A 14,439-nucleotide genomic window follows, 5' to 3' on the forward strand; every position below is an offset into this window, starting at 1 on the left:
TTACCGCTTACCGCTTACCGCTTACCGCTTACCGCTTACCGCTTACCGCTTACCGCTTACCGCTTACCGCTTACCGCTTAATTTCCGATGAACTTATTCGTTCATTTGTCACTCTTATAAACAAAAACGGAGCGCTTGGGTGTTAAAAAGGAATTATAAAGCATGGATCATTTCAATTACGCTGCATGTTTTGTTATTGCTGCTATTTATTCAACATGGCAAATTTGTGAAGCTGCCTTCAGTTGTCGAGCGACCAAAAGTAATCAACGCTTATGTGAGTGTTGATTTAACTGCGTTACCGAGTGTGAAGAAAACCCAAGAAAAACCTTCACCAGAACAGCCACAAATAATGCCAGATGAGGCTAAGCCTGTGCCACAAAAAGAAGGTATACCGAAGAATGGCTCTGAACAGATAAAAGATGCTAAAGCACTTGAAAGCTTGGTTAGTGAGCAGAGACAAGTGAGCACTGAAAACTCAAAAGCAGCTGCGATACCCTTTAAAAAGCTCAACCCTTATGCGCCAATTCCACAGCTTAATTTTGAAAATAGCGCTACTAGTGCCTCTGCATTTGGACAGGTTGAAGCCGCACATAATAATTCGTCTGTAGGCAGGGTTACAGTGCCTGCGCAATTAACCGTCTCTGATAAAGCAACCGTTGTTTGGCAAAGTGGCGATGGTAGCAAGCGTACCGAGATGCTTAATGGTCAGTGCTATGACATTGACCTTAATTCGGTGTTTGGTAAATCTGGAGTGCCAAGCGGCTCCCCAAGACCCTGTGAAGATAAAGAAGCAAAACTATTTAAACAAATTATGAATAAATGGGGTAAAAAATAATAACAAAACACTTTACCTCAACTTAACTTGAGCTTTTAAAGTGATTTTTTGTTATGGATATCCCTATGAGCTCACTAGAAAACTATTTATTAAGCCTACAGATCAATTGCTATCACACGTCAGTGATACAGGTTTATCAAGTGCAAAAGCACATTTGGCAGTCATTACAAAATAATTCTAGTTATGCGCAGAATGTAATCGAAGAGTTTCAATTAAATGGGCAACCTATGGGTTACCAGCAGAAAGCGCTATTTACACTGGTTTTACAGCACCTCGGTTACAAAATACAGCCAACACCAGAAAACACTTTGTCGGTAAGGCATAACCATTTGTTACATGACATTCGTCTCGTCGAGCAGTTAAACGTATTCGAGGGTTAGGTCATGTTTTGTCGTTTAAAAAGGCACTTAGCCGAAACTAAGCGCCTTGGCTTAACGAAGTTACCAAATCATTTCTACAAATTCTGGGTGATCCACAAATGGGTTGCGGTTACCTTGATGTTCATAAGCAGCTTGGTTACGGTCAAGCTCTAATTGGCTAACAGGATCCTCATTATGCCATTTTAATAACATAGCAACGACCCAGCTCTCAAATACCTGATTTGATGAACCATTCAGTACAGCGTTACTGTAGGTTGTGTTGTTTTGCCATGAGCCAATCACGTTTTCATAGCGTGTTGCCATATAGAAATACGCTCTTGCAAAGTCACCTTTAAATTCATCAATAGGTTCAAAAACTGTTCCTGAGTAATTTAATGAGCTAGCAGCGCTGCCTAATTTGCTGCCGTTACTAGAGGTATAGCTTGCACTAGCTACTTCACCAAATGGGTAGTTACTACGTTTTGAGTTGACATAACCATCAGTGGCAAAAATGTGATGTACGTCTGAATTCATTGGTTCAACTGTTCCACCAAACCAACTTTTCGGGAAAGAATGCTCACGGTTATAGCAATCTGCTTCGCTGTTGTATGTACCACATTGATCGCTCACAGCAACATAGTTGTAGCTGTCTTGGCCTGCCGGGTTTTCTGAATAACGGTCTAAAATTGAGTTGTCATTTTCAAAATACTTATCGCGTGAAGCAACATCGTAAAAACTCCAAATTGCTGAATAGCCCTGCGAGTTGTGACCTTTAATGATGTTGTATAACTCTGTTTTCAGTGCATAACCACTAAGGCCTTGCGTTGTAACATAGTATCCAGTTGGCTCAGTTGGTGTCGTACCACCACCGTCACCGCCGCCTGAGCTATCACCTAAACTAAACGGCGTAGCTTCTGAGCTTTGGAAGCTTGCACCACTAGCAAGTACTGTTTGACCTGACGAAAGGCTATAGCTACCGTTACCGTAAGAGCAACATATGCCATCACCATAACTATCAAAAATAGTAAAGGTATAGTCACCATCAGTTAAACATGCTTGCTCACTGTACTGAGTATTTGCTGCATAGCTGCCGCCTGCTGCCACTGCACTACCTTGGCTATTAGTGATTTGCCAGCTGGTTTCTTCCCCATAGTTATCGGTAGTGAGGGTCAAAGATACTTGGTTATCTGCGCAGCTGCCCATAGGAGGTGGGGTTGAGCCTGTGCTTGGTGCCAAGTTATCTACATAAACTACTTCGCTGCCATCAAAACCTGCGACGTCGTAAAAGCGTAAGCCAACATTAATAGACGTTGTTGCAGAGGCTGTATACTGGTAACTGACTTGTTGCCACTGATTAGTTAATGCTGAATTAGAATAGCCTTGATAGCCATCAACCACTAAGCGTGCTTTTACGCCGCCTTCTGTATGGTAAACCCAAGCAGAAAACTCATAACTTTCGCCCGCCACAACATCAACTAATTGTTGTAAATCGGTATTACTTTGCGTGCCAGTATTTACCACGACTTGCGCTGAGTAATTACCTGAGTAAACCACATTACTATTAGCGCTAAGACTAATACCGCTATCTATGATGCTCCAGCTTGCAGGGCTATTTGCTGACCAAGTTTCGAAGTCGGCATTATTAACATTTGCAAATGCTGAACTCGCTAGACACAGTAAGCCACTGGCTAGCATATATTTATTACATGTCCCGTGTGACATTGTAGTTTCCTTTTTATATTTTAATAGTTTTTGCTGTTCTCAAAATGAACACAGCGAGTATAGGCTAATTGGCTTATGTTGCAATAATGTTAATTAATAAAAGTTTCTTATTTAGGAGTTTTTGCTTTTAACATGTTTTTTTTGGATAAATGCTAAATTAATAACTAAATGGAATATAAAAGCAGATTCTATTCTTTTTTAATCGCATCAGACCTCGTTATTCTTCACGCTCAGATAAACCTTTAAAGCATTTCTATTTGGTCTTTAAAGTCGAAAAAATTGTTCGCGAAATGACAGTAGCAAGTTCATTTCGCAGTTAACTTTTCAGGGTTACGAGGAATAAATTCATGTTGTTAAGTCAACTAAATGCAGCGGCGAGCCCGCTATCGCAAGAGCAAGTACAAAAGCTGCAAGGCTTAGTGGCTGAACTTAATCCAATTCAGCAAGCGTGGGTAAGTGGTTACTTAGCTGCTAATGCCAACGCAGGTGCAATAACGGGTGGTGTTGCTGCCGCTCCAGCTGCTAGTGATGCTGCACCGTTAACTATTTTATACGGCTCTCAAACGGGTAACGCAAAAGGCGTTGCGACTAAGTTAAAAGAGCAAGCAGAGTCGCGCGGTCTAACTGTTAAGCTAGTAAACATGGCTGATTACAAACCAACTGCCCTGAAAAAAGAAAAGTTCATTACTGTTGTTGTTTCAACCTATGGTGAGGGCGAGCCACCAGAAGATGCTGAAAGCCTACATGAATTCTTAACTACTAAAAAAGCACCAAAACTAGATGGTGTTAAAGTGGCTGTGATTGGCTTAGGTGATTCAAGCTACGAGTTCTTCTGCCAAACAGCAAAAGATTTCGAAGAGCGTTTTAACAAGCTTGGCGCAGAAACTATTTTCCAGCGTGCTGACTTAGACGTTGATTACGATGATGAAGCTGCGAAGTGGATTGATGGTGCTCTCGATGCGTTCGAGCCAGATCTTAAAGCGCAGCAAACGAGTGGTGGTCAAGTTGTAGCTATGCCATTTGGGGCAGCTGCACCAGCAGCAAGTCAGTACACTAAGCAAAATCCATTTGCTGCAGAACTAAGTGTTGTACAAAAAATTACGGGTCGTGACTCAAGCAAAGATGTTCGTCATGTTGAAATTTCTTTAGAAGGTTCAGACATCACCTATACACCGGGTGATTCGCTAGGTGTTTACTTCTTAAATGACGAAGCACTTGTAGATGAAGTACTTTCGCTTACACAAATCGATGCATCTAGCACGATTAAATTAGGCGACGAAGAGCTGAGTATTCGTGATGCATTAATCGAAAAATTAGAATTAACCCAGTCATACCCAGGTTTTGTTGAAAAATACGCAACAGCAACTGGCAACCCTGAATTATTAAAGTTAGTTGAAGATAAAGCAGCAATGCGTGAGTACATCGAACCTCGCCAAATCTTCGATATTATTCGTCAAAACCCAGCTCAGCTTGAAGCGCAAACTTTAGTAGATTGCTTACGTAAACTACAAGCACGTTTATATTCGATTGCATCTAGCCAAGCCGAAGTTGAAGAAGAAGTTCACTTAACTGTGGGGCTGGTTGAGTTTGATGCATTCGGTAGCGAACACTTAGGTGGTTGTTCTGGCTATTTAGCACGTCGTGCTGAAGAAGGCTGTAAAGTAAAAGTATTTAGCGAGCATAACGATAATTTCCGTCTACCGGCTAATGATGAAACGCCAATTATCATGGTAGGCCCGGGAACTGGTATTGCACCATTCCGTGCGTTTTTACAAGAGCGTGATGCCCGCGAAGCAAGCGGTAAAAACTGGTTATTCTTTGGTAACCCACATTTTACTCAAGACTTCTTATACCAAGTTGAAATTCAAGGTTACTTGAAATCAGGCTTGCTCACTAAAGTGGATGTGGCGTTTAGTCGCGATCAAGCCGAGAAGGTATATGTTCAAGATAAACTTCGCAAAAACAGCCAAGAAATATTTGCTTGGCTAGAAGCGGGTGCTCATTTCTATATCTGTGGTGATGCAAACCGTATGGCGAAAGATGTTCATCAGGCGCTTGTTGATATCATTAAAGAAAATAGCGGTAAAGATGACGAACAAGCAGAGCAATATTTAAAAGATTTACGTAGCGCAAATCGCTATCAGAAAGACGTGTACTAATCACGTTTAAAAGCTAACAGCCGTCACTGTAACAAATTTAGGAAATACCATGAGCGAACAAGACAAAAACGTAAAGCTTTCTGATAACGAGCGTTTGAAAAGAGAAAGTAACTTTTTACGTGGCACAATTGAACAAGATTTAAAAGACGAGATCACCGGTGGTTTCACTGCTGATAACTTCCAACTGATCCGTTTCCACGGCATGTACCAGCAAGATGACCGTGATATTCGTCCTGAGCGAGCTAAACAAAAATTAGAGCCGTTACATAACGTTATGTTACGTGCTCGTATGCCAGGCGGCATCATCAAACCAGAGCAATGGTTAGCGATTGATAAGTTTGCTGAAGAGAAAACCAGCTATGGCAGTATTCGTTTAACGACGCGTCAAACGTTCCAGTTCCATGGTGTGCTTAAGCCAAACATTAAAGGCATGCACCAAATGCTTAATAGCGTGGGCATTGACTCAATTGCAACTGCTGGCGATGTAAACCGAAACGTATTATGTACGACGAACCCAGTTGAATCTGAGCTTCACCAAGAAGCTTACGAATGGGCTGCTAAGATCTCTGAACACCTATTACCAAAAACCAAAGCGTACGCTGAAATTTGGTTAGATGGTGAAAAGAGTGAAACCACTGAAGAGCCAATTTTAGGTTCAACTTACTTACCGCGTAAGTTTAAAACCACAGTAACAATTCCACCGAACAATGAAGTGGATGTTCATGCTAACGACTTAAACTTCGTGGCGATTGCAGAAAACGGCAAGTTAGTTGGTTTTAACGTGTTAGTCGGTGGTGGTCTTGCGATGACTCACGGTGATACAGCAACGTATCCTCGTAAAGCGGATGACTTTGGCTTTATTCCACTTGAGCACACCCTAAAAATTGCTGAGCATGTTGTGTCTGTACAGCGTGATTGGGGTAACCGCTCAAATCGTAAAAATGCGAAAACTAAGTACACACTAGACCGTGTAGGTTCTGATGTATTTAAAGCAGAAGTTGAAAAACGTGCCGGTGTTCAGTTCGAGCAGAGCCGCCCGTATGAGTTTACTCACCGTGGTGACCGTATCGGTTGGGTTGAAGGTATTGATGGTAAGCACCACTTAACGCTGTTTATCCAAAGTGGACGTATTTTAGATTACCCAAATCAACCTCTTAAAACAGGCTGCCGTAAAATTGCAGAAATTCACCAAGGTGATTTCCGTATGACGGCAAACCAAAACTTGATCATCGCAGGTGTTCCTGCGGATCAAAAAGCCGTGATCGAAGAGATTGCGCGCAACCATGGCTTAATTGATGACAGTCATACAGAGCAGCGTAAAAATTCAATGGCGTGTGTGGCATTACCAACTTGTCCATTAGCGATGGCAGAAGCTGAGCGTTATTTACCAAGCTTAATTGAGAAGACTGAAGCGCTATTAGCTAAGCACGGAATTAGTGATGACAATATCATTATGCGTGTTGTTGGCTGCCCGAATGGCTGTGGCCGAGCAATGTTGGCTGAAGCGGGTCTTGTTGGTAAAGGTCCGGGTAAATACAACGTGTACTTAGGTGGTAACCGTGAAGGTACGCGTATTCCTAAATTGTATTTAGAAAATGTTGGCGAAGAGGTATACCTAGACGCATTCGATAAGCTAATCGGCCAATGGGCAAGTGAGCGTAATGACGGTGAGTGTTTTGGTGATTTTGTAATTCGCAAAGGCATTGTTGCTGAAGTCAAAGTTTCAGTAACCGATTTTCACGCATAATTTTATAAGCGACACCGCTTTAAGGTTTGGAATTAACCATGAGTGAATTTAAAGACATCTTAACGATGAGCAAAGAAGACCAAACAGCCATGCTGGCTGATATTAATGGTCTTCTGGCTGATAAAAGCGCTGAGGAGCGTGTTGCGTGGGCACTTGAAAACTTACCAAGCACGCACTTTTTGTCGTCTAGTTTTGGTATTCAAGCGGCTGTGATGTTGCACTTAGTGACATCACAGCAGCCAGATATTCCAGTGGTACTGACTGACACTGGTTATTTGTTTCCTGAAACCTACCAGTTCATCGAGCAAATGACAGAGCGACTTGCGCTTAATCTTAAAGTTTATAAAGCTGAGCTTAGTCCTGCGTGGCAAGAAGCGAAGTTTGGTAAACTTTGGGAGCAAGGTGAAGCTGGCATCAAACAGTACAATCAACTTAATAAAGTTGAGCCAATGAGCCGCGCATTAAACGAACTGGAAGCCGGTACGTGGTTTAGCGGTTTACGCCGTGACCAATCATCAAGTCGTGCTGATAAGCAGATTGTTGAAATTAGCCGAGGTACAGTGAAAGTGTATCCACTTATTGAGTGGAACAATCGAGATATTTATCAGTACCTAACTAAGCACGATTTGCCGTATCACCCACTTTGGGAACAAGGCTATGTGTCGATGGGGGATGTACACACGACCCGTAAACTTGAGCCTGGAATGACGGAAGAAGAGACTCGTTTCTTCGGTTTAAACCGTGAATGTGGCTTACATATTGATGGTGATGGTATCTAATCCTAAATTCCTATCAGAATTTTCGTAAAGCGCGACCTAGGTTGCGCTTTTTTTGTATTATTTATATACAATTCTCAGGCGTAATTTTGTGAGAGAAATCTATGACTCGTGTTGTTGCTTTATTACTGTTAATTATTGCGCCATTGACTCGGGCTGAAATGCTCAAAGTTGCGCTGTATGACACAGATTATCCCCCTTATCACTTCGCCGATAGTGGCCAGAAGGGACTTGTTGATGAGCTATTAATTCGTTTTGCTGAAAAATACAATCATAATATTCAATATATCCTTGTACCAGAGGTGCGCTCGCAGCACTTACTTGATGAAGGCAAAGTCGACGCTCGTTTAGAGTCTGAACAATGGTATCGAGGAAACAACCAATATTATTGGAGTGATAGTATTTCCGTTGTTGAGGATATTCTTGTAATGCCAACTGGTTGCCATATTCCTAAACTTGATAAGCTCAATGGCTATGTTTTAATGGCTCGGTTTGGTTATACCTACCCGCAGTTTGAATCTATGTTTGCTTCAGGAGAGCTACATCGCGAGGACTTTTATTCTGAGATTGAAATGCTTAACGCTTTGGTTGATATGGAACAAAACCAACGCGTTGCCGTCATCGCAAAAAATACTCTACAGTGGTATAAATCGAAGAATAAAATTTTTAACAAATTCACTGTGAGTGATTACAGTGTTGGCAAAGCGCCGATGCAACTACAGTTTGCTTATAATGAAAAAGGAAAACGAATGAGTGAGCAATTCAGTAAGTTTATTAAAAATCTTAAATCAACTGGTGAATTTGCTAAGATTGAGAGTAACTACCAATAATAGGTAAATGGAATGATTAAGCGTTTTTGTTATCTTGCCGTTATGATGTTACTGACCAGTGTGGCGCTGCTATTTTACATTAAAAAGCCAGACGGTAGGCCTTACCTAGAGCTTAGTATGTTTGAGCGTTACTCAGAAAAAGTCAGCGATGATGTGAGTGATTTTGCTTCGCAGGGTGCCGATACCTTAAGCATTCAAGCTAAAAAACTAACTGAGAAATTGAACTTTAACAAAGATGTAAATGCACCTGTTTTAGTTTATAAATGGCAAGATGAACAGGGTCAGTGGCACTATGCTGATACACCTCACCCAAATTACGCTAGTACCGCAGTAAGTTTAGATCCGAACGAGATAACGGTGCTACCTGCAGAGACTTTTCAGGCTGATGAAAAGCAACCAGCAGTAGTTAAAGCTGACGAAAAATCTTCAGCACTTGGAGTATACGACCCTAAAAATGTACAAAAGATGATGCAAGAAGCCGAGCAGGTAAAACAGCTCATGGAGCAGCGTACTAAGCAGCTTGAAAAGCAGCTAAAAGAGCAAGGTGGCAATTAACTTTGCTTGTTCTGTGCGGTGAGGTCACTTTCCATTTTCATCAGTAAAATAGTGAGATAAATTTTTGTTGGCAGTGAGAATAGCACACCAACAGCAATACACGCTGCGCTGATCATTATGCCATGCACACCCATGCTATCACCTAAGTAATTGCCGGCTAATAAAGAATGCCCCAAAACGATTAAGCATAAACCTAAAATGATGAAGGTTTTTAAGATTCGAATGATGGTTCGTTCAGTCATACAAGCACCTCACTTTAGCCTTAATTAAAGTGTAGGTGCTGTGGTTATTTAATAGATTGTTCTAAATCAAGCAATTGTTGATTATCTATCCAGTTTTACAGGACCGTTGATGTTATCGATACTTAAATCACCTGAACCTGCTTCGATAATTGTCAGGCCTAGTGTGTCATCAACATAAATACTGCCAGAGCCATCGGTAATAATAACAAGTCCTTTGATTTGTCTTACATCTATATCACCAGAGCCGTCTTCGATAGTAAGTGCACCCGCCAGTGTTTTAACGCTGATACTACCTGATTCATCAATAATACGTGCTGGACCTTGGCTGTTCTCGATGCGGATATCTCCTGAGTCATCTTCAATATCAATACGTCCTTGGCCTTGGTCTATCATAATTGAACCAGAGTCATCTTCAATGTTGATATTTCCGCTTACATTGCTAATGCGAATATCGCCCGAGTCATCATCAATATTAATATTGTGACCACCTTCGATCAAAATTGATCCTGAGTCATCATCAATGCTGATATTGTTTTGCATTGCACGTATAACGATGTCACCTGAGTCATCATCGATATCCAGTTTAAGGTTGCTAGGTACAGAGACAATTAAATCAATATGAGGTGATGAACCACTGTAAAACGACAAGCTACCATTATTGAGCTTGCTGATAAGCTCTGCGGTGTCGCCGTGCTTTTCGAGGGTTAGTGTATAGGTTTCATCGCCTTTAGCCGCATAGATATTGGCATTCACAGTGATAGCTGTGGCGTTATGGTCGCCTTTGATGATCAGAGAACCTGCTTCGGCATCAATTTTTAATTCGCTTATATCTGCAGCCGAAACGCTTAAGTCTTGTTGTTTTTGTTCTGCGATTTGACCCGGAGAGACATGAATAACACAGCCAGTTAATAATAAACTTGATGAGATGGCAGTCGCGCAAATTGCGCGTTTGAATGAGGCAATAGTCATATGGATTCCAAAATTATTGTGATTTTTATCTGGTTAGTATTTGCAAACTATGGTCCAATTTTAACATGCTGATTTTTATGTGCTTTTCATTTTTTGTAAATAATTGTGTTGGTCTAAACTGCAATTAATTGGTGTTTTAAACAAAAAAAGGGGCTGAAAATTCAGCCCCTTAGTTAACTTAAATCAATTACTGCTCAGCCAGCATATTACGCAGTACATACTGTAAAATACCGCCGTGCTTGTAGTAATCCCATTCTTTAGGGGTGTCTATACGCACATCAACACTAAAGCTAATTTGTTTGCCTTCACTGTTAGTGGCAATTACGCTTACTTCATTGGTTTTGTCGTATAAACCTTCAAAATCGAATGACTCTTGACCTGTTAGGCCCAGTGATTCATAGCTTTCACCTTCTTTAAATTGCAGTGGTAATACACCCATACCAATGAGGTTAGAACGGTGAATACGCTCATAACTTTGTGCAATAACGGCTTTAACACCAAGTAATAGTGAACCTTTAGCTGCCCAATCTCGTGATGAACCTGTGCCATATTCCGCGCCTGCTAAAATAATGAGTGGCGTGCCATCTTGTTGATATTGCATGGCTGCATCATAAATACTAGCGAGCTCATCGTTTGGTTGTATACGGGTAACACCGCCTTCAGTACCCGGTGCTAATAGATTACGTAAACGCACATTGGCAAAGGTGCCGCGCATCATTACTTCGTGATTACCACGGCGCGAACCATATGAGTTAAATTGTGCTTTTTGTACGCCATGCTCTTGCAAGTAAAGACCTGCTGGGGCATCTGCTTTAATCGCACCCGCTGGTGAAATATGGTCAGTGGTTACTGAGTCACCTAGTTTAGCTAAACAGCGTGCACCACTTATGCTTGGGATCCCTGGAGGCTCAATCTCCATGCCATCAAAGAATGGCGCTCTTTTAATATAGGTTGACGCATCATCCCAATCATAAAGTTTGCCATCAGGAATTTGAATTTTTTGCCAACGATCATCGCCTTGATACACATTGCTATAGCTTGATGCGAACATTTCTTTGGTCACTGTTTCACGGACTAGCTCGCTAACTTCACTGACACTTGGCCAGATATTTTTTAGGTAAATGTCATTACCATTAGGATCTTGTGCAAGGGGCTCGTTATAAACGTCTATATCTGTACGACCAGCTATAGCGTATGCAACCACAAGTGGTGGTGACGCTAAGAAGTTCATTTTCACATCTTGGTGAATACGGCCTTCAAAGTTACGATTACCCGATAAAATAGAGCTGACTACTAGTTTATGTTTTTGAATTGCATCAGTGATTTCATCAGCTAAAGGTCCAGAGTTACCGATACAGGTTGTACAACCATAACCAACAAGATTAAAGCCTAAAGCATCTAAATCATCCATTAAGTCGGCTTTTTTCAAGTAATCAGTCACGACTTGTGAGCCTGGAGCAAGTGAGGTTTTTACCCATGGCTTAACCTTTAAGCCTAATTGCTTGGCTTTTTTAGCAACTAAACCTGCAGCTAAAATAACACTTGGGTTTGAGGTGTTTGTACAGCTCGTAATTGCTGCAATCACACAAGCACCATCTTTAAGCTCAAACTCTTCGCCTTTAAAGTTAACTTTAGCTGCACCCATATATTGCGCTTCGTTCACTGGCTCATCAGGATTGGTTGCTGGGCCTTCATCTTCAATGCGAGCCTCTTGAACATCGCTTTTATCACGGTGTTGCATGCGCTCATCTTGGAAGCCTTTTAAGTGCTCACCAATGATATCACCAGCTTTGTCTAGGGCGATTCTATCTTGCGGGCGTTTTGGGCCGGCAAGGCTCGGCACTACATCATCAAGCGATAGCTCAAGTGTGTCGGTATAATGAGCTTCATCGCCAGGATTACGCCACAAGCCTTGATGCTTCGCATAGTCTTCGATGAGTTTAAGTTGTTTGTCATCGCGGTTTGTTAAACGCAGGTAGTTAATGGTTTCATCATCGATTGGGAAAATACCGCAGGTTGCTCCATACTCCGGCGCCATGTTTGCGATAGTTGCACGGTCTGCAAGTGGTAAATCAGCAAGACCATCACCATAAAACTCAACAAATTTACCCACGACACCATGCTTGCGCAGCATTTCTGTCACGGTTAGCACAAGATCTGTTGCGGTCGTACCTTCTGGCAGGCGACCATTGAGCTTAAAGCCGACGACCTGTGGAATGAGTAAGCTGATTGGTTGACCAAGCATTGCGGCTTCAGCCTCAATACCACCGACACCCCAACCTAGCACCCCAAGACCATTGATCATGGTGGTGTGCGAATCGGTTCCGACTAGGGTATCTGGGTAGGCGAGTGATTTACCATTTTTACTATCGTTAAACACCACACGGGCTAAATATTCTAAATTAACTTGGTGTACGATGCCGGTAGCTGGTGGCACGACTTTCAAATTATCGAAGGCGGTTTGTCCCCAGCGTAAAAATTCGTAACGCTCTTTGTTACGCTCATATTCAAGTTTCGCATTTAAGTCGAATGAGCCATCTTCACCATAGCCATCAACTTGCACTGAGTGGTCTATTACCAGCTCGGCAGGCGATAGCGGGTTAATTTTCGCAGGGTCGCCACCAAGTTTTTCCATGGCATCACGCATCGCAGCTAAATCAACAATGGCTGGAACACCTGTAAAGTCTTGCATTACAACACGAGCAGGCGTAAACGCCACTTCTGCTGACGGTTTGGCTTGTGGGTCCCAGTTTAATAAGGCATCGATGTCTTGCTTTTTAATATTTACGCCGTCTTCATTGCGCAATAGGTTTTCAAGTAAGATTTTTAATGAGAATGGCAGACGTTTTGCTTTGTCGCCTAACCCTTGTAAAGAGTGAATATGATATTGCTCACCATTAATCGTAAGCTGCTTTTGGGTATCAAAACTGTTATTCATTATTTGCCCCTGTGGTTTGAGCAAGCAGTTTGGCTTGCCTTGTTGTTTCCTTTTCGAAATTGACACAGCGTTATTGCAAACTTAATACCAGCTGAGAAATTCATCTAGCTGATGAAAAAATATGCTATCTAATATAGTTGATGCCGATGTGATTTATTTCAAGGGATAGGGACAGATAAATGGGTAGTTATTTTAAACTACCCTCAGAAATAAGTGCTTTTAGTTGAGCCAGTTTTGTTGTTTACCTTTATGGCTAATAAACAGTAATAGTAAACCAATAACGATCACGCAGAATGGCATTGCTAATGCGCTAGTACCAAACATGGCAAGGCTATCTATCACCACAAAATTATAATATTGCTGGACTAATACAGCGATAAACGAGATTAAAAATAACTCTCTGGCAATGGCTTTTTTGGCGAGTAATAAAATGCTCGCAAAGCTTGCTGCAAACACGGCTATTGCAAAGGCAGCCGTTGACCAGAGCGGGATGTTGCGGTATGCGGCTTGTTGTGCTTCAGGGAGTTGGCTAATCATTTCGGGTGTTATCAACAGCTGCATTACAAATGCAATGACGCCTAAAAGATTCCAAACAAATGCTGCCCAAGCAAGTGGCTTGAGCCAAGACGGAGGAGCCATAAATCACCTTTTATTGTTGTTATTATCGCATCCAATTAAAGGTGATTTATGCTAACTAAGCAAGATTTAGTTAACCAAAAGAGATAGGGCGGCGGCCGGTTTTTTCGTCCACTTTTGGCTTTTTAGTACGTTTACGCTTTGATTTTTTTGGCGCTTCTTCACTGTTTTGTGGTTGTGCTTTTTGAACAGATTCCGGTGGGCGAGGGTTCGGTGTAGCATCTTCACTTAATGTAAGTTGGAACAACTCACCATCAAAAGCCAGCACGTCACCACTGTATAATTTTTTCCGCTTTATTGTACAAATTTCATAGTTAACCCCAACATAACCTTCACCAATTAAGGCTTTTGCTTGGCCACCTGTTTCGACTAGGTCGAGCACTTTTAGCAAGTTGCATAGTTCTATTGGCTCTTCTTCTAGTTCAATTTCGATGAAATCTTCGTTCATGTTGGTCTCTCTTAATTCAATCGCAGCCATTATAAAGCCTAGCACTCAATTGAACCAAGATTAAATTTTTAAGCTCTTCAAGCGGTTAAAATTTACAGTAATAAATAATCTTAAACTTTTACAAACAGTAAAAAAACTGCAGTATTTACTGGGTACACTGCGCGCGTTTGGAATTGGTGTACAAATTGCTAAATGCATGTCCGTTTCATTTTTTATTCGTTCA

General features: G+C 41.7%; 13 protein-coding genes. 7 read left to right on the plus strand and 6 right to left on the minus strand.

From position 1 onward, the window contains the following. The first annotated feature begins 139 nt into the window (after positions 1-139). A complete protein-coding gene (locus tag HCZ11_RS17145) occupies positions 140-835 on the plus strand; it encodes a hypothetical protein (protein ID WP_167659047.1) in 696 nt (231 codons plus the stop codon). Between the two features lie 65 nt (positions 836-900). After that, positions 901-1,215, plus strand: a complete 315-nt coding sequence (locus HCZ11_RS17150) for a hypothetical protein (RefSeq protein ID WP_130050015.1) — start codon at positions 901-903, stop codon at positions 1,213-1,215. A gap of 60 nt (positions 1,216-1,275) precedes the next feature. Here HCZ11_RS17150 and HCZ11_RS17155 read toward each other — a convergent pair whose 3' ends face one another. Continuing rightward, on the minus strand, positions 1,276-2,916 hold the full coding sequence (locus HCZ11_RS17155) for an endonuclease (RefSeq protein WP_130050014.1): 1,641 nt from the start codon (positions 2,914-2,916) through the stop codon (positions 1,276-1,278). A gap of 347 nt (positions 2,917-3,263) precedes the next feature. Between HCZ11_RS17155 and HCZ11_RS17160 the strand changes: the two genes are divergently transcribed. From HCZ11_RS17160 to HCZ11_RS17180, 5 genes are all read left to right on the plus strand, one after another. Beyond that, positions 3,264-5,075, plus strand: coding sequence for an assimilatory sulfite reductase (NADPH) flavoprotein subunit (locus HCZ11_RS17160; RefSeq protein WP_130050013.1), 1,812 nt, complete (start codon positions 3,264-3,266; stop codon positions 5,073-5,075). A gap of 49 nt (positions 5,076-5,124) precedes the next feature. Continuing rightward, positions 5,125-6,822 (plus strand): assimilatory sulfite reductase (NADPH) hemoprotein subunit, encoded by a 1,698-nt coding sequence (cysI, locus tag HCZ11_RS17165; RefSeq protein ID WP_130050012.1) that lies wholly within the window; start codon positions 5,125-5,127, stop codon positions 6,820-6,822. A gap of 38 nt (positions 6,823-6,860) precedes the next feature. Next, positions 6,861-7,601: a phosphoadenylyl-sulfate reductase gene (locus tag HCZ11_RS17170; protein WP_130050011.1), complete on the plus strand. Its 741-nt coding sequence runs from the start codon at positions 6,861-6,863 to the stop codon at positions 7,599-7,601. Positions 7,602-7,702: 101 nt separating this feature from the next. Further along, positions 7,703-8,428, plus strand: coding sequence for an ABC transporter substrate-binding protein (locus tag HCZ11_RS17175; RefSeq protein WP_167659048.1), 726 nt, complete (start codon positions 7,703-7,705; stop codon positions 8,426-8,428). Between the two features lie 12 nt (positions 8,429-8,440). Continuing rightward, positions 8,441-8,983, plus strand: coding sequence for a DUF4124 domain-containing protein (locus HCZ11_RS17180; RefSeq protein WP_130050009.1), 543 nt, complete (start codon positions 8,441-8,443; stop codon positions 8,981-8,983). On the opposite strand, the gene HCZ11_RS17185 is transcribed toward HCZ11_RS17180, so the two are convergent. The 5 genes from HCZ11_RS17185 to HCZ11_RS17205 all read right to left on the minus strand — a co-directional run bounded on the left by HCZ11_RS17185 (position 8,980) and on the right by HCZ11_RS17205 (position 14,216). Then, the gene (locus tag HCZ11_RS17185) at positions 8,980-9,225 is read right to left on the minus strand and encodes a hypothetical protein (protein ID WP_167659049.1); all 246 of its coding nucleotides are present in this window, start codon (positions 9,223-9,225) and stop codon (positions 8,980-8,982) included. The two genes, HCZ11_RS17180 and HCZ11_RS17185, sit on opposite strands and share 4 nt — an antisense overlap. 81 nt (positions 9,226-9,306) lie before the next feature. Beyond that, positions 9,307-10,194, minus strand: coding sequence for a DUF4097 family beta strand repeat-containing protein (locus HCZ11_RS17190; RefSeq protein WP_167659050.1), 888 nt, complete (start codon positions 10,192-10,194; stop codon positions 9,307-9,309). 187 nt (positions 10,195-10,381) lie between these two features. Beyond that, on the minus strand, positions 10,382-13,132 hold the full coding sequence (acnA, locus tag HCZ11_RS17195; protein WP_130050006.1) for an aconitate hydratase AcnA: 2,751 nt from the start codon (positions 13,130-13,132) through the stop codon (positions 10,382-10,384). A gap of 219 nt (positions 13,133-13,351) precedes the next feature. Next, a complete protein-coding gene (locus HCZ11_RS17200; RefSeq protein WP_167659051.1) occupies positions 13,352-13,771 on the minus strand; it encodes a hypothetical protein in 420 nt (139 codons plus the stop codon). 70 nt (positions 13,772-13,841) lie between these two features. Further along, positions 13,842-14,216 (minus strand): RNA-binding S4 domain-containing protein, encoded by a 375-nt coding sequence (locus HCZ11_RS17205; RefSeq protein WP_130052215.1) that lies wholly within the window; start codon positions 14,214-14,216, stop codon positions 13,842-13,844. Positions 14,217-14,439 lie beyond the last annotated feature (223 nt).

The sequence above is a fragment of the Pseudoalteromonas sp. HF66 genome, assembly GCF_011806445.1.
GTDB lineage: Bacteria > Pseudomonadota > Gammaproteobacteria > Enterobacterales > Alteromonadaceae > Pseudoalteromonas > Pseudoalteromonas apostichopi.